This is a genomic window from Cellulosimicrobium sp. NPDC030954, assembly GCF_055571305.1.
On sequence record NZ_JBVIFN010000002.1, the window covers coordinates 291435 to 305921 of the forward strand.

16 protein-coding genes are annotated in these 14487 nt (G+C 73.5%); 9 read left to right on the top strand and 7 right to left on the bottom strand.

The window, feature by feature from the left end; translation table 11 throughout:
• Positions 1 to 236: 236 nt before the first annotated feature.
• From leuA to ACZ402_RS06325, 7 genes are all read left to right on the top strand, one after another.
• Positions 237 to 2018: a 2-isopropylmalate synthase gene (gene leuA / locus ACZ402_RS06295; protein WP_375824796.1), complete on the top strand. Its 1782-nt coding sequence runs from the start codon at positions 237 to 239 to the stop codon at positions 2016 to 2018.
• Between the two features lie 120 nt (positions 2019 to 2138).
• Complete coding sequence (locus ACZ402_RS06300; RefSeq protein ID WP_375824795.1) at positions 2139 to 3260, top strand: ABC transporter permease; 1122 nt, start codon at positions 2139 to 2141, stop codon at positions 3258 to 3260.
• Positions 3257 to 3967, top strand: coding sequence for an ABC transporter ATP-binding protein (locus ACZ402_RS06305; protein ID WP_375824794.1), 711 nt, complete (start codon positions 3257 to 3259; stop codon positions 3965 to 3967). The genes ACZ402_RS06300 and ACZ402_RS06305 overlap by 4 nt, the downstream gene beginning before the upstream one ends.
• A gap of 109 nt (positions 3968 to 4076) precedes the next feature.
• Complete coding sequence (locus ACZ402_RS06310) at positions 4077 to 4649, top strand: TetR/AcrR family transcriptional regulator (RefSeq protein WP_375824793.1); 573 nt, start codon at positions 4077 to 4079, stop codon at positions 4647 to 4649.
• A 54-nt stretch (positions 4650 to 4703) separates the two neighbouring features.
• Positions 4704 to 5516, top strand: coding sequence for a DNA repair protein RecO (gene recO, locus ACZ402_RS06315; RefSeq protein WP_375824792.1), 813 nt, complete (start codon positions 4704 to 4706; stop codon positions 5514 to 5516).
• Complete coding sequence (locus ACZ402_RS06320; RefSeq protein WP_375824791.1) at positions 5516 to 6307, top strand: isoprenyl transferase; 792 nt, start codon at positions 5516 to 5518, stop codon at positions 6305 to 6307. The genes recO and ACZ402_RS06320 overlap by 1 nt, the downstream gene beginning before the upstream one ends.
• A gap of 75 nt (positions 6308 to 6382) precedes the next feature.
• Complete coding sequence (locus tag ACZ402_RS06325; protein WP_375824790.1) at positions 6383 to 6760, top strand: VOC family protein; 378 nt, start codon at positions 6383 to 6385, stop codon at positions 6758 to 6760.
• A gap of 22 nt (positions 6761 to 6782) precedes the next feature.
• Here ACZ402_RS06325 and ACZ402_RS06330 read toward each other — a convergent pair whose 3' ends face one another.
• From ACZ402_RS06330 to ACZ402_RS06355, 6 genes are read right to left on the bottom strand one after another with little or no spacing between them, the layout of a single operon-like run.
• The gene (locus ACZ402_RS06330) at positions 6783 to 7460 is read right to left on the bottom strand and encodes an alpha/beta hydrolase (RefSeq protein ID WP_375824789.1); all 678 of its coding nucleotides are present in this window, start codon (positions 7458 to 7460) and stop codon (positions 6783 to 6785) included.
• Positions 7461 to 7490: 30 nt separating this feature from the next.
• Positions 7491 to 8099, bottom strand: a complete 609-nt coding sequence (locus tag ACZ402_RS06335) for a DedA family protein (RefSeq protein ID WP_375824788.1) — start codon at positions 8097 to 8099, stop codon at positions 7491 to 7493.
• 3 nt (positions 8100 to 8102) lie between these two features.
• Positions 8103 to 8492, bottom strand: a complete 390-nt coding sequence (locus ACZ402_RS06340; protein ID WP_253050294.1) for a Fur family transcriptional regulator — start codon at positions 8490 to 8492, stop codon at positions 8103 to 8105.
• Positions 8489 to 9457, bottom strand: coding sequence for a metal ABC transporter permease (locus tag ACZ402_RS06345; protein ID WP_375824787.1), 969 nt, complete (start codon positions 9455 to 9457; stop codon positions 8489 to 8491). Before ACZ402_RS06345 ends, ACZ402_RS06340 begins: the two co-directional genes overlap by 4 nt.
• Positions 9454 to 10284 (bottom strand): metal ABC transporter ATP-binding protein, encoded by an 831-nt coding sequence (locus ACZ402_RS06350; RefSeq protein WP_353708945.1) that lies wholly within the window; start codon positions 10282 to 10284, stop codon positions 9454 to 9456. Before ACZ402_RS06350 ends, ACZ402_RS06345 begins: the two co-directional genes overlap by 4 nt.
• Positions 10281 to 11276 carry a metal ABC transporter substrate-binding protein gene (locus ACZ402_RS06355; protein ID WP_375824786.1) on the bottom strand — a complete coding sequence of 332 codons (996 nt, stop codon included), beginning with the start codon at positions 11274 to 11276 and terminating at the stop codon, positions 10281 to 10283. The genes ACZ402_RS06350 and ACZ402_RS06355 overlap by 4 nt, the downstream gene beginning before the upstream one ends.
• A gap of 155 nt (positions 11277 to 11431) precedes the next feature.
• Between ACZ402_RS06355 and ACZ402_RS06360 the strand changes: the two genes are divergently transcribed.
• The gene (locus ACZ402_RS06360; RefSeq protein ID WP_353708947.1) at positions 11432 to 12835 is read left to right on the top strand and encodes a glycine--tRNA ligase; all 1404 of its coding nucleotides are present in this window, start codon (positions 11432 to 11434) and stop codon (positions 12833 to 12835) included.
• A 117-nt stretch (positions 12836 to 12952) separates the two neighbouring features.
• On the opposite strand, the gene ACZ402_RS06365 is transcribed toward ACZ402_RS06360, so the two are convergent.
• On the bottom strand, positions 12953 to 13111 hold the full coding sequence (locus ACZ402_RS06365) for a hypothetical protein (protein ID WP_157759413.1): 159 nt from the start codon (positions 13109 to 13111) through the stop codon (positions 12953 to 12955).
• Positions 13112 to 13226: 115 nt separating this feature from the next.
• On the opposite strand from ACZ402_RS06365, the gene dusB reads away from it, so the two are divergent.
• Positions 13227 to 14459, top strand: coding sequence for a tRNA dihydrouridine synthase DusB (gene dusB, locus ACZ402_RS06370; protein WP_375824785.1), 1233 nt, complete (start codon positions 13227 to 13229; stop codon positions 14457 to 14459).
• The last annotated feature ends 28 nt before the right edge of the window (positions 14460 to 14487 follow it).

Below are 14487 nucleotides of genomic sequence, written 5' to 3' on the forward strand. Positions count from 1 at the left end.
CGGGCGTCGTCGTGCCGTGCACGAGGGGCGCGCGCGGGCCGCCGTGGCGCACCGTCGCGCGACGTGCCCGAGGAGCGGACGTCCGCGGGGCACGGACGGCGGAGGAGTACAGTGGGCGACGTGCACCTGATGCGGCAGCTCCTCCTTCGTTGCCGCGGCGAGGCTCTCTAGCCGGTCCCTCGTCGCGGTGGTCGGTGTGCCGGCTGACACCCATCAGACGACCCGAAGGACCCATGATGAACGCCTCAGCCCCCTCCTCGACGCCCGCCGCCACGGACGCGAACCCGCAGCAGCCGTCGGGAATGCCGATCCACAAGTACCTGCCGTTCCACCGGCAGATCGACGTGTCGGTGCCCGACCGCACGTGGCCCGACAAGCGCATCGAGACCGCCCCCCGCTGGTGCGCGGTGGACCTGCGCGACGGCAACCAGGCCCTCATCGAGCCCATGAACGCGGAGCGCAAGCTGCGCATGTTCGAGCTGCTCGTCGAGATGGGCTACAAGGAGATCGAGGTCGGCTTCCCCTCCGCCTCGCAGACCGACTTCGACTTCGTCCGGATGCTCATCGAGGAGGACCGCATCCCCGACGACGTCGTCATCCAGGTCCTGACGCAGTCGCGCGAGCACCTCATCGCCCGGACCTACGAGGCCATCAAGGGCGCCAAGCAGGCGATCGTCCACCTGTACAACTCGACGTCGGTGCTCCAGCGCGAGGTCGTCTTCCGTTCCGACCCCGAGGGCATCATCGCGATCGCCGTCGACGGCGCGCGGCTGTGCAAGAAGTTCGAGGAGACGGTCCCCGAGACCACGGTCTACTACGAGTACTCGCCCGAGTCGTACACCGGCACCGAGCTCGAGTTCGCCGCCCGGATCTGCAACGAGGTGCTCGACGTCTTCGAGCCCCGCCCCGACCGCAAGGTCATCATCAACCTGCCCGCGACGGTCGAGATGGCGACGCCCAACGTCTACGCCGACTCGATCGAGTGGATGAACCGGCACCTGAACCACCGCGAGAACGTCGTCCTGTCGCTGCACCCGCACAACGACCGCGGCACCGCCGTCGCCGCCGCCGAGCTGGGCTACCAGGCGGGCGCCGACCGCATCGAGGGCTGCCTGTTCGGCAACGGCGAGCGCACCGGCAACGTGTGCCTCGTGACGCTGGGGATGAACCTGTTCAGCCAGGGCGTCGACCCGCAGATCGACTTCTCCGACATCGACCACGTGCGCCGCACCGTCGAGTACTGCAACCAGCTCGGCGTGCCCGAGCGCCACCCGTACGCCGGCGACCTCGTCTTCACGGCGTTCTCCGGCTCGCACCAGGACGCCATCAAGAAGGGCTTCGACGCGATGGCCGCCCACGCCGAGGCGGAGGGCAAGACCGTCGACGACCTCGTCTGGGCCGTCCCGTACCTGCCGATCGACCCCAAGGACGTCGGCCGCTCCTACGAGGCCGTCATCCGCGTCAACTCGCAGTCCGGCAAGGGCGGCATCTCCTACCTGCTGAAGTCGGAGCGCCACCTCGACCTGCCGCGGCGCCTGCAGATCGAGTTCAGCCAGGCGGTGCAGCACCACACCGACCAGCAGGGCACCGAGGTCACGGGCGACGACATCTGGCGGATCTTCTCCGACGAGTACCTGCCCGTCGAGCCCGACTCCGGCCTGGAGCCGTGGGGTCGGCTCAAGCTGCGCTCCACGCGCGCGTCGTCGAGCGAGGACGGGCCGGACACCCTGAGCGTCGACGTCGTCGACCGCGGCGAGCAGCTCACGCTCGAGGGCACCGGCAACGGCCCCGTCGCGGCGTTCGTCGACGCGATCGCGCAGGTAGGGGTCGACGTCCGCGTCCTGGACTACGCGGAGCACGCGCTCTCGGAGGGCGGGGACGCCACGGCCGCCGCGTACGTGGAGTGCCAGGTGGGCGACGACGTCCTGTGGGGCGTCGGGATCGACCCGTCGATCACGACCGCCTCGCTCAAGGCCATCGTGTCCGCCGTGAACCGCGCGGAGCGCGCCCAGGGCTGACCGCCCGCCACGCCGATCTCCCGACGGCCCGGACGACCTCGTCGTCCGGGCCGTCGGCGTTTTGCCGACGCGCTGTTGGTAAGATGCCGACGCACTGTCGACAACATCGGAAGGTCCCTCATGTTCCTCGCGTTGCGCGAGCTCGTCTTCGCGCGCACCCGCTTCCTGCTCATGGGCGGTGTCGTCGCGCTGGTCGCGGTCCTCGTCGTCCTGCTCTCCGGGCTGTCGGCCGGACTCGTCAACGACGGCGTCTCCGGCCTCAAGCGCACGCCCGTGACCGACTTCGCCTTCGCCGAGGGCACCGGGACCGACGCCGCGTTCACACGGTCCGTCATCGAGACGGACCAGGTCGGCACCATGGCCGCGCAGTCGGGCGTGCTCGACGCCGCCCCGTACGGGCTGCTCCTGGCGAACGCGCACCAGGAGGACGGCTCGCCCGTGGACCTCACCCTCGTGGGTGTCGAGCCCGGTTCGTTCGTCGCCCCCACCGCCCTCGCGGAGGGCGACCCGGTCGGGGCGGCGGACGGGATCGTCGTCTCGGCGACCGCCGCCGACGACGGCCTCTCCGTCGGGGACACCGTGGCTCTCGCACGCCCGGAGCGCACCCTCACCGTCGTGGGCGTCCTCGAGGACCAGCACACGTTCGGCCACGTCGACGTCGCGTACCTCCCGCTCGGCACGTGGCAGGAGCTGCTCGCCGGTGCGGTGGACCCGGGCACCGACGTCCCGGACGTCGCGACCGCCGTCGCGCTGCGGACCGACCCCGGGTCGTTCGACCGCGAGGCCGCCGACGCGGCGTCGGGCACGGTGACGCGCACGCTCACCGAGTCCTTCGACGCCTCGCCCGGGTACACGGCCGAGACCGCGACCCTCCTGCTCATCCAGGTGTTCCTCTACGCCATCTCCGCGCTCGTCGTCGGGGCGTTCTTCACAGTGTGGGTCATCCAGCGCCGGCACGAGATCGCCGTCATGCGCGCCATGGGGGCGCGGCGCCGCTTCCTGCTCGCCGACTCCCTCGGCCAGGCCGCCGTGCTCCTGCTCGCCTCGATCGGCGTGGGCTTCGCTCTCGGCGTCGCGGCGGGCGCGGGTCTCGGCGCGTCTCCGATGCCGTTCGCGCTCCAGGCACCCGACCTCGTGCTGGCCGGCGTCCTGCTCTTCGTCCTCGGCATGGCCGGAGCGGCCGTCGCCGTCGCGCGCATCACCTCCGTCGACCCCCTGACCGCCCTGGGAGGGCAGCGATGAGCACCACCACCCCCGCCACGGCCGTGCTCGAGATCGAGCGGGTCACCGTCCGCCACGGCGACGGCGACACCACGGTCGTCGCACTCGACGAGGTCAGCCTGAGCGTCGCCGCGGGCGAGCTCGTCGGTGTCGTCGGGCCCTCGGGGTCCGGCAAGTCGAGCCTGCTCGCCGTCGCCGGCGCGCTCACGGCGCCGGAGTCCGGGACCGTCCGCCTCGAAGGCGTCGACCTCGGTGCGGCGGGCGAGCGCGAGCGCGCGCGGCTCCGGCGCGAGCGCATCGGCTTCGTCTTCCAGTCCGGCAACCTCCTCCCGGCGCTCACGAGCGTCGACCAGCTCCGGCTCGCGCTGCGGATCGCCCGGGTCGACGAGCGCGACCCCCGCGCCCGCGACCCCCGCCAGCTCCTGGAGTCCGTGTCCATGAGCCACCGAGCGGACCGTCGCCCGGACCAGCTCTCCGGCGGCGAGCGGCAGCGCGTGGGCATCGCCCGAGCGCTCGTCGCGAGCCCCGCGCTGCTCCTCGTCGACGAGCCGACGGCGGCGCTCGACCGGGCGCGCAGCCACGAGGTCGTGAGCCTCCTGGCCCGTGAGGTCGAGGCGTTCGGTGCCGCCGCGCTCATGGTCACGCACGACCACGACGTTCTCGAGCACTGCCACCGCGTCGTCGAGATGGTCGACGGGCGCCTTGGGCTCCCCGCCGTCGCCGGGTGACCACCGGGTGACTGGCCGGGGCGGCCCCGCGAGGACGGCGCCGCCCCGCGCCCGGTCCTCGGGCATGATGGTCCGGCCGGGTCGTCGTGCCCGGGGAGGAGGAGGCACCGTGCCGAAGATCGCCGCTCCGACGGTGGCGGAGCACCGCGCCGCGCAGCTGCGGACCCTGCTCGACGCCGCGCGCGAGCTCATCCGCGAGGACGGGAGCGGGCTCACGCTCGCGGCGGTCGCGGCGCGCGCCGGGCTCGCCCGGTCGAGCGTCTACCAGTATTTCGGGTCGCGGGAGGAGCTGCTCGACGCCGTCGTCGCCGACGTCGTGCCGCGCTGGTCGGCGCGTATCACGAGCGCGGTGGGCGGCGCTGCCTCCCCGGAGGACGCGATCGTCGCCTACGCGCGCGAGAACCTGCTCCTGGTCGCCGAGGGCGAGCACGCCGTCGTCGCGGCGCTGCGCGCCGAGGCGGGCCGCGAGGCGCTCGCGCAGCAGAGCGCCGCGATGCACGCGACGATCCTCGTCCCGCTCGTGGAGGCCCTGGAGCAGCGCGGCGTCCCGGACGCCGCGCGCTCCGCGGAGCTCGTCAACGCGGTCGTCCTCGCCGCGGCGCGCCAGGTGGAGGCCGGCGAGGACCCGGAGACGACGCTGGACCGCGTGCGGGCCGTCCTCGGGTGCCTCGCGCCGGCCTGAGCGCCGTCGGCGGGTGGTGCGCGCCGTGTCGGCGGCGTGACGGACAATAGGGGCGTGGTGCTGTACCGAGACGACGCGATCGTGCTGCGCGCCCAGAAGCTGGGCGAGGCGGATCGCATCGTCACCCTCCTGACGCGCGAGCACGGGAAGGTGCGCGCCGTGGGCAAGGGCGTGCGGCGCACGTCGTCCCGGTTCGGTGCGCGGCTGGAGCCGTTCATGGTCGTGGACGTCCAGCTCTACGCGGGACGGTCCCTGGACACGGTGACGCAGGCGGAGACGATCGGCCCGTACGCGCGGCGGATCTGCGAGGACTACGGCCTGTACACCGCGGGGGCGGCGATGCTCGAGACGGCGGAGCGGCTCGTGGCCGACGAGCGCGAGCCCGCCGTGCAGCAGTACTGGCTGCTCGCGGGGGCGCTCCGGGCGCTGTCCGAGCAGGCGCACGCGCCGAGCCTGGTGCTCGACTCCTACCTCCTGCGCGCGCTGGCCGTCGCGGGCTGGGCGCCGTCGTTCGTCGACTGCGCGCGCTGCGGCGAGCCGGGCCCGCACCACGCGTTCGCCGTCGCGCAGGGGGGTGCGGTCTGCTCGCGCTGCCGCCCGCCCGGGTCGACGGCGCCCGCGTCTGAGACCTTCGCGCTCCTCGCCGCGCTGCTCGCGGGGGAGTGGGAGACCGCCGACGCCTCGGACGCCCGGCACCGCAAGGAAGCGAGCGGCCTCGTGGCCGCCTACAGCCAATACCACCTGGAGAGAACGTTGCGATCACTGCGCATGGTCGAGCGGGACGCGCCCGTCGCCCCGTCTGCCGCCTCGCCCGCGGGGCCGGTCGGCGCCGCCGCCGACCGTCGAGGCACGGGGGCGGACGCCTGATGGCGAAGCGGACCTACGCTCCGCCGTTCCCGCACCCCAGCGGTGCGCGACCGCCGGCGATCCCGGCGCAGTTCGTGCCGAACCACGTGGCCGTCGTCATGGACGGCAACGGCCGCTGGGCCAACGCGCGCGGTCTGCCCCGCACCGCGGGCCACGAGGCGGGCGAGGCGGCGCTGCTCGACGTCGTCGCGGGGGCGATCGAGATCGGCGTCAAGCACGTGTCGGCGTACGCGTTCTCGACGGAGAACTGGAAGCGCTCGCCCGACGAGGTGCGGTTCCTCATGGGCTTCAACCGCGACGTCATCCGGCGTCGCCGCGACGAGATGGACTCGTGGGGCGTGCGGGTGCGGTGGGCGGGGCGCCGGCCGCGCCTGTGGACCTCCGTCATCAAGGAGCTCGAGATCGCGGAGGAGCAGACGAGGCAGAACGACGTCTGCACCCTGACGATGTGCGTCAACTACGGCGGGCGCGCCGAGATCGCCGACGCCGCGGCCGCCATCGCGCGCGAGGTCGCCGCCGGGCGGCTCGACCCGGGCAAGGTCACCGAGCGGACGATCCAGCAGCACCTCGACGAGCCCGACCTGCCGGACGTCGACCTCTTCCTGCGCAGCTCGGGCGAGCAGCGCACGTCCAACTTCATGATCTGGCAGGCCGCCTACGCGGAGCTCGTGTTCCTCCCCGAGCCGTGGCCCGACGTCGACCGCCGGTCGCTGTGGCGCGCGGTCGAGGAGTACGCGCGGCGCGACCGTCGCTACGGCGGCGCGGTGGACGCCGTGGGCGGCACGGCCTGACGCCGTGCGCCCGGCGTGCGGGTCGCGCAGGTCGTCGTCGAGACGCCGTGGGTGCCGACCGGTAGCGTGCGCGGCATGGCTCTGAGCATCGGCATGGTGACCGTCGACTCCACCGACCCGCGACCGCTCGCGCAGTGGTGGGCGCGCCAGCTCGGCGGGCGGGTCGTCGACGAGTCGGACGGGTGGTTCCTCGAGGTCGTGCCCGCCGAGGGGGTGACCGCCCCGGTGCTCGGCTTCCAGCGCGTCGAGGACCCGACGCCCGGGAAGAACCGGCTGCACCTGGACCTCGGGGCGTCCGACCGCGAGGCGGACGTCGCCGCGCTCGTGGCGGACGGCGCGACGTTCGTCGCGGAGCACACGATCCCGGGCTACCGCTGGGCCGTGCTCGCGGACCCGCAGGGCAACCAGTTCTGCGTCGGCGCGGCCGACGGCTCGGCGACGACCGTCGGCTGAGGCGCCGGGGAACGCCCGTCCGTCAGCCGGCGAGGGCGGCGAGCCGGGCGGCGAGCTCGACCGGTCGGCTGAGCGCGACGAGGTGGCCGCCGGGCAGCGTCTCGACCTCGGTACCGAGGCGCTCGCGGGCGACGGCGCGCTGGAAGGGCAGGGGGAAGAGCCGGTCGTCGGCGCCCTGGAACACGACGGTCGGCACGTCGGGCCACGAGCGGGCAGGCCACGGCTCGGCGAACGAGCGGTCGGACGGCTGCCGGTCGCTGCTCTGCACGGCGGCCGCGACCGGGTCGGGCACGTCGTGGAAGAAGTCGTCCACCGGGTCGAACGGCCCGAGGCCCGTCGCGGCACGCCGCGCGGCGTGGTCCGTCGCGCGCCACCAGTCGGCGCCCGACTCGCCCGGCAGCGGGATCATCGGGTTGAGCAGCACGAGCAGGCGGACCGGCTCGCGCTCGCACACGAGCGGGCCCACGTACGCACCCATGGACTGGGCCACGACGACGAGGTCGCCCCGCTCAGCGGGCCCGGCCGCGCGGTGCAGGGTCGCGACGGCGATGTCGGTGAGGTCGGCCCAGCCGTAGGCCTCGTCGTGCTGGGGCAGGTCGACGGGCACCGGCAGATGGCCGAGCCGGTCGAGCTCGGGCGCGAGCAGGTCCCAGTACGCGGGGTCGCCGCCGGCGCCGGGGAGCAGGAGAAAGGTCGTCATGCACGTTCGGACGGTCGAGCGCGCGCCGTCTCATCGGTCGAGGCGCGGCGCGTCCGTCCCGTCCAGGACGTGCGCGTCCGCGCCGTCGCGGACGAGGCCGTCCATGTCGAGGGCGACCGTCGCGCTCTCCGCGACGCCGGGCTCCCGGGCGGCGCGGCGGCGGACCAGGACGACCACCCCGACGGCCACGGCGAGGACGAGCGCGACGAGCGCCGCGACACCCCACGGCGACCCGGTCGCCGCGGCGAAGGCGGCCGTCCACACGGCCCAGCCGACGGTCGCGTAGATGGTCGCGTGGACCGCGCACCCGAGCGTCATCGCGGCGAGGTAGCGGCCGAACGGCATCCGGACGACCCCGGCGGCGGCGTTCACGACGGTCTTGGTGCCGGTCGCGAGGAAGGACACGGGGACGGCGAGGACGCCCCAGCGGCGGACGGTCTCGATCCCGCGCGCCGCCGAGCGTCCGGACAGCCAGGCGTGGACGCGCGCGACCCACGGCCTCACGGGCCGCGTGCGGTCGAGCGTCCACGTCGTGACGAGCCGCGCGATCCAGTACGTCGCCTGCGTCCGCACGAACGCGATCGCGAAGAAGAACGCGAACAGCGCGGCGAACGGGGCACCGTCCAGCGCGTCGGGCACGGCTCAGTCCCGCGCGGAGGCGCGGGCGCACCCCGCGCACGTGCCGAACAGCTCGATCGTGTGCTGGATGTCGACGAACCCGTGCGACGTGCCCACCTGGTTGGCCCACGTCTCGACGGTCGGGCCGTCAATCTCGACCGTGCGGCCGCACGTGCGGCACACGAGGTGGTGGTGGTGCTCGCGGCGCTCGCACCGGCGGTAGAGGTTCTCCCCCTCTTCGGTGCGCAGCACGTCGACGTCGCCGCCGTCCGCGAGGCTCTGGAGCGTGCGGTAGACGGTCGCGAGCCCCACGTTGTCCCCGCGGGTGCGCAGGATCTCGTGGAGCTGCTGGGCGCTGCGGAAGTCGTCGAGGTCCTCGAGCGCGTCCGAGACGGCGGCGCGCTGCCGGGTCATGCGCTGCACGTGTCACCTCCGGGTGTGCGGTCCGACGCCCCCGAGGGTACGAGGTCCAGCTCGACGTCGTCGGGGATGTCCGGGTGCGGGTCGCGCGCCACGCGCGGGCGTCGCCGGACCCACAGGGGCCGCAGGACGGCGACGAGCAGGTAGGCCGCGATCGCGAGGACCACGATGGTCGCACCCGGCGAGACGTTGTTCCAGTACGTGAAGGACAGGCCCGCGACGCACACGACGACGCCCACGACGGACGCGACGAGCATGGTGCGGCGGAACGAGCGCGTGACGAGCTGGGCGACCGCGACGGGCACGATCATCAGCGCGCTGACGAGCAGCAGCCCGACGACCCGCATCGACACCGTCACGGTGAGCGCCGCGACGACGGCGACGGCGATGTTGAGCGTGCGCACGGGCAGGCCCGACGCGCGCGCGAACTCCTCGTCGTGGCTCACGGAGAACAGGGCCGCGCGCAGCCCGACCCCGACGAGCAGGATCACCGCGCTGAGCACGACGGTGAGGACGAGGTCCGACGACGTCACCGTCGAGATCGAGCCGAACAGGTACTGCATGAGGCTGCCGGACGAGCCGCCCGCGAGGCCGATGAGCAGGACGCCGCCCGCGATGCCGCCGTAGAAGAGCAGCGCGAGCGCGAGGTCGCCGCTCGTGCGGCCGCGCTCGCGCACGACCTCGATGGCGACCGCACCGAGCACGGCGGCGACCACCGCGCCGGGGATCGCGAGCGCGTCGTTCGGCACGACGCCCATCGCCGCCCCGACGAGCCAGCCGAGCGCGACGCCGGTGAGGGCGACGTGCCCGATGCCGTCGCCGAGGAGCGAGAGCTTGCGCTGCACGAGGTAGGTGCCCACGACGGGCGCGCTGACGCCGACCAGGAGCGCGGCGAGGAGGGCACGCTGCATGAGCGGGTCGGTGAGCATCAGGGAGATCTCGGAGAGCAACGTGGTCATGAGGCCGTCCTGGGTGCGTGGCCCGCGGCGAGGTCCGGGTTCAGGGTGTCGGTGAGGCCCGTCTCCGGTCCGGCGGTGCGGTTGTCGGTGTCCGCGGGCTCGTGCGGGTGCAGGTGCTGGTGCGTGGCGCCCGCGTGGGTCGACGACGCGCGGGGCGGGGCGCCGTCGTGCACGACGCGGCCGTGGCGCAGCACGACGGCGCGCTCGATGAGCGGGGCGAGCGCCCCGAGCTCGTGGAGGACGACGAGCACGGTGAGCCCGTCGCCGACGAGCCGCGTCATGGTCGCGGCGAAGGCCTCCTGGCTGGGCTTGTCGACGCCCGCCACGGGCTCGTCGAGGACGAGCAGGTCGGGCCGGCGGACCAGGGCGCGGGCGATGAGCACGCGCTGCTGCTGGCCGCCCGACAGCTCGGCGGTGGAGTCGTCCGCGCGGTCGGCGAGCCCCACGAGGTCGAGCGCCTCGACCGTGCGCGCCCGCCAGCCGCGGGGGAGCCGGAGGCGGCCGCCGCCGAGGAGGCCGGAGGCGACGACCTCGGACGCGGTGGACGGCATGCCCGACGGCGCGGCGACGCGCTGCGGCACGTACCCGAGCCGCCGCCAGGGCAGGCGGGGACCGAGCGGTGCGCCGAACAGGTCGACGGAGCCACGGGAGAGCGGGACGATCCCGACGAGCGCCCGCACGAGCGTCGACTTGCCCGACCCGTTGGCGCCGAGGACCGCGACGACCTCGCCGGCGCCGACGGTCAGGTCGATCCCGCGCAGGATCTCGCTCCCGCCGAGGGTCACGTGGACGTCGCGCGCGGCGACGAGCTCCGCTGCGCCCGTCATGAGCAGACGAGACCGGAGGTGAGCGCCTCGAGGTTGGACTCCATGACCTCACGGTAGTCCGTCGCACCGTCGGCGAGGCTCTCGATCGGGTCGAGGAGGGCGGTCTGCACGCCGAGGTCGTCGGCGAGCGTCTGGGTCACCTTGGGGCTCACGAGCGTCTCGAAGAAGATCGTGGTCACGCCGTTCTCGCGGACGATCTCGCCGACCTCGCGCAGTCGCGCGGGCGACGGCTCGGCCTCGGGGTCGATGCCCGAGATGCCGACCTGGTGGAGGCCGTAGCGCTCCGCGAGGTAGCCGAACGCCTCGTGCGACGTCACGAGCGTCGCGCCGGCGCACGGCGCGAGCGCCTCGGCGAGCTCGGTGTCGAGGTCGTCGAGGTCCGCGGTGAGGGCGGCGGCGCCGGCGGCGTAGTCGTCCGCGTGGTCGGGGTCGATCGCGGAGAGCTCGTCGGCGACGGCGTCGCCGACGGCGGCGAGGCGCGTCGGGTCGAGCCAGAAGTGCGGGTCGGTCGCGCCGTGGTCGTGGCCGTCGCCGGACTCGTCCGCGTGCTCGGCGTGCTCCTCCGCGCTCTCGTCGGCGTGCTCGCCCTCGCCGCCCGGGTGCTCCTCGAGCCCGGCGGACTCGGCCGCGTCGACGACGTGCTCCGGGGCTCGCTGCTCGATGCCCTCGTCGACGGCGGGCTGGAAGCCCGAGAGGTAGACCACGAGGTCGGCGTCGCCGATCGCGCGCACCTGGGCGGGCGCGAGCTCGAGGTCGTGGGGCTCGGCCGCGGGCGGCGTGAGGTTGGAGACGTCGACGTGGTCGCCACCGACCTGCTCGACGACGTACTGCAGCGGGTAGAACGACGCGAGCACCTGGAGCCGCCCGTCGTCGCTGCCATCGGAGCCTCCGGAGCCGCCGTCGCCGGGGGAGCACGCCGCGACGAGCGCGGCCGTGGCGAGGACTGCGGTGGTGGCGAGGGCGCGGCGGCGCGGGGCGGAGGAGCGGTGCATGACCACCAGTGTCCGCCTTCTTGAGAATGAATGTCAAAACCGATCCCGGTGAGGCCGGTCACGGCCGGGTACGCTGGTCGGTCGGCGCCCGAGCGGGCGTCGCCCACCCGTCCAGCCCCCACGAGCCACGTGCGGGGCCGTGAGCACCAGGAGTGATGTCCGTGGCCGCAGCGCCCTCACCCACCGCCCGTCTCGACGCCGTCGTCTCCCTCGCCAAGCGGCGCGGGTTCGTCTTCCCCTCGGGCGAGATCTACGGTGGTACCCGCTCCGCCTGGGACTACGGGCCGCTCGGCACCGAGCTCAAGGAGAACATCAAGAAGCAGTGGTGGCGCGCCATGGTCACCAGCCGCGACGACGTCGTCGGCCTCGACTCGTCCGTCATCCTCCCGCGCCAGGTCTGGGTCGCCTCGGGTCACGTCGGCGTCTTCACCGACCCGCTCACGGAGTGCCTGCACTGCCACAAGCGGTTCCGTGAGGACCAGATGATCGAGGAGTTCGAGGAGAAGAAGGGCCGCGCGCCCGAGGGCGGCCTCGCCGAGATCGTGTGCCCCAACTGCGGCACCCGCGGGCAGTGGACCGAGCCGCGCGACTTCAACATGATGCTCAAGACCTACCTCGGCCCCGTCGAGGACGAGTCCGGCCTCCACTACCTGCGCCCCGAGACGGCACAGGGCATCTTCGTGAACTTCGCGAACGTCATGGGCGCGAGCCGCAAGAAGCCGCCGTTCGGCATCGGCCAGATCGGCAAGTCGTTCCGCAACGAGATCACGCCCGGCAACTTCATCTTCCGCACGCGCGAGTTCGAGCAGATGGAGATGGAGTTCTTCGTCGAGCCGGGCACGGACGCCGAGTGGCACCAGTACTGGATCGACACGCGCACCGACTGGTACGTCGACCTGGGCATCGCGCGCGACAACCTGCGTCTGTACGAGCACCCGCAGGAGAAGCTCTCGCACTACTCGACCCGCACGGTCGACATCGAGTACCGCTTCGGCTTCTCCGGCTCGGAGTGGGGTGAGCTCGAGGGCATCGCCAACCGCACCGACTTCGACCTCAAGACCCACGCCGAGCACTCCGGCAAGGACCTGTCGTACTTCGACCAGACGAAGAACGAGCGCTGGGTCCCCTACGTCATCGAGCCGGCCGCGGGCCTCACGCGCTCGCTCATGGCGTTCCTCGTCGAGGCGTACACCGAGGACGAGGCGCCGAACGCGAAGGGCGGCGTGGACACGCGCACGGTCCTGCGCCTCGACCACCGCCTCGCGCCGGTCAAGGCCGCCGTGCTCCCGCTGAGCCGCAACGAGCAGCTCTCGCCCAAGGCGAAGGACCTGGCCACCGAGCTGCGCAAGTACTGGAACGTCGACTTCGACGACGCCGGCGCCATCGGCCGCCGGTACCGCCGTCAGGACGAGATCGGCACGCCGTTCTGCATCACGGTCGACTTCGACACGCTCGACGACCAGGCCGTGACGATCCGGCACCGCGACTCGATGGCCCAGGAGCGCGTGGCGCTCGACAAGGTCACCGAGTACCTCGCCGGGCACCTGCTCGGCGCCTGACTTTCCGCCCGGCCGCGCGGGGAGCCCGCGCGCGCCGGGCACGCAGGAGGGGCGGGACCTCGTGGTCCCGCCCCTCCGTCGCGTCGTCCGGGACGCGTCGCCCCCTGCGGCCTCGCGCTAGCGGGCCGCCCCCTTCGCCCGGTTGAGCAGGCCGACCACGAGGCTCACGACCAGCACGATGATGCCGATCCAGATGAGGATCTTCGCGGCTTCGATGGCGACACCGAGGATGAGCAGCACGGCGCCGACGATGACCAGGATGAGCCAGAGAGGCATGTCGTCCCTTTCGTCCGTGTCCGACCTGGATTGCCGGACCTCCCCACCGTCACACAGGTCACGTCCACTCGCTCGCTGAGAGGCGATCGCGGCGGGGCTCCGACCGGATGGGACAATGGAGCGCGTGACTGCTCCCGCCACCGTCCTCAGCACGACGACCGCCGCCGACCCCGGCGCGGGTCGGCTGCTCGCGCCGCTGCAGATCGGTCCGATCGTCGTCGACACGCCGGTCGTGCTCGCGCCGATGGCGGGCGTCACGAACCGGGCGTTCCGCACCCTGTGCCGCGAGGCGGGCGCGAGCGGCGGTGACGACCCCGGTCTCTACGTGGCCGAGATGGTGACGAGCCGTGCGCTCGTGGAGCGCAACACCGAGGCGCTGCGCATCGTGACGTTCGGCGCGGACGAGACGCCGCGCTCCGCCCAGGTGTACGGCGTCGACCCGGCGACCGTGCGCGAGGCGGTGCGCATCATCGTCGCCGAGGACCGTGCCGACCACGTCGACCTCAACTTCGGCTGCCCCGTGCCCAAGGTGACGCGCAAGGGCGGGGGAGCGGCCCTGCCCTGGAAGCGGGACCTGTTCACGGCGATCGTGCGAGGCGCGGTCGAGGCGGCGCGCCCGTACGGTGTGCCGGTCACCGTGAAGATGCGCAAGGGCATCGACGACGACCACCTCACCTACCTCGAGGCGGGCCGGATCGCCGAGGGCCTGGGCGTCGCCGCGGTCGCGCTCCACGCGCGCACGGCCGCCGAGCACTACTCCGGCACCGCCGACTGGACCGCGATCGCCCGCCTCAAGGAGGCCGTGACGAGCGTCCCGGTGCTCGGCAACGGCGACATCTGGTCCGCCGAGGACGCCGTCCGCATGGTGCGGGAGACGGGCTGCGACGGCGTCGTCGTCGGCCGCGGCTGCCAGGGGCGGCCATGGCTGTTCGCCGACCTCGCCGCCGCGTTCGCGGGGCGCCCCGAGCGCGTGCGTCCCGGGCTGCGCGAGGTGGCCGACACGATCTACCGCCACGGCGAGCTCATGATCGAGTACTTCGACGGCGACGAGGGCAAGGGCATGCGCGACCTGCGCAAGCACATGGCCTGGTACCTCAAGGGCTACGCGGTCGGCGGCGACGCGCGCCGCGCCCTCGCGATGGTCTCGACGCTCGACGAGCTGCGGGAGTACCTCGACGCGCTCGACCAGGACGCGCCCTACCCCGGCGAGGCCGCCGAGGGTCAGCGCGGCCGCGCAGGGTCGCCCAAGACGCCGCACCTGCCCTACGGCTGGCTCGACTCGCGCGAGCTCGACGCCGAGCACGAGGAGCGCCTGCGCGAGGCCGAGCTGAGCGTCTCCGGCGGCTGACGGCGGCTGACGGCAGCTCGGCGGGCGA

Bases quoted from the DNA above. Each gene is read 5' to 3' on its own strand.
- leuA (WP_375824796.1), top strand. From the start codon at position 237: ATGAACGCCTCAGCCCCCTCCTCGACGCCCGCCGCCACGGACGCGAAC.
- ACZ402_RS06300 (WP_375824795.1), top strand. From the start codon at position 2,139: ATGTTCCTCGCGTTGCGCGAGCTCGTCTTCGCGCGCACCCGCTTCCTG.
- ACZ402_RS06305 (WP_375824794.1), top strand. From the start codon at position 3,257: ATGAGCACCACCACCCCCGCCACGGCCGTGCTCGAGATCGAGCGGGTC.
- ACZ402_RS06320 (WP_375824791.1), top strand. From the start codon at position 5,516: ATGGCGAAGCGGACCTACGCTCCGCCGTTCCCGCACCCCAGCGGTGCG.
- ACZ402_RS06325 (WP_375824790.1), top strand. From the start codon at position 6,383: ATGGCTCTGAGCATCGGCATGGTGACCGTCGACTCCACCGACCCGCGA.
- ACZ402_RS06330 (WP_375824789.1), bottom strand. From the start codon at position 7,460: ATGACGACCTTTCTCCTGCTCCCCGGCGCCGGCGGCGACCCCGCGTAC.
- ACZ402_RS06340 (WP_253050294.1), bottom strand. From the start codon at position 8,492: ATGACCCGGCAGCGCGCCGCCGTCTCGGACGCGCTCGAGGACCTCGAC.
- ACZ402_RS06345 (WP_375824787.1), bottom strand. From the start codon at position 9,457: ATGACCACGTTGCTCTCCGAGATCTCCCTGATGCTCACCGACCCGCTC.
- ACZ402_RS06350 (WP_353708945.1), bottom strand. From the start codon at position 10,284: ATGACGGGCGCAGCGGAGCTCGTCGCCGCGCGCGACGTCCACGTGACC.
- ACZ402_RS06355 (WP_375824786.1), bottom strand. From the start codon at position 11,276: ATGCACCGCTCCTCCGCCCCGCGCCGCCGCGCCCTCGCCACCACCGCA.
- ACZ402_RS06360 (WP_353708947.1), top strand. From the start codon at position 11,432: ATGTCCGTGGCCGCAGCGCCCTCACCCACCGCCCGTCTCGACGCCGTC.
- ACZ402_RS06365 (WP_157759413.1), bottom strand. From the start codon at position 13,111: ATGCCTCTCTGGCTCATCCTGGTCATCGTCGGCGCCGTGCTGCTCATC.
- dusB (WP_375824785.1), top strand. From the start codon at position 13,227: ATGGAGCGCGTGACTGCTCCCGCCACCGTCCTCAGCACGACGACCGCC.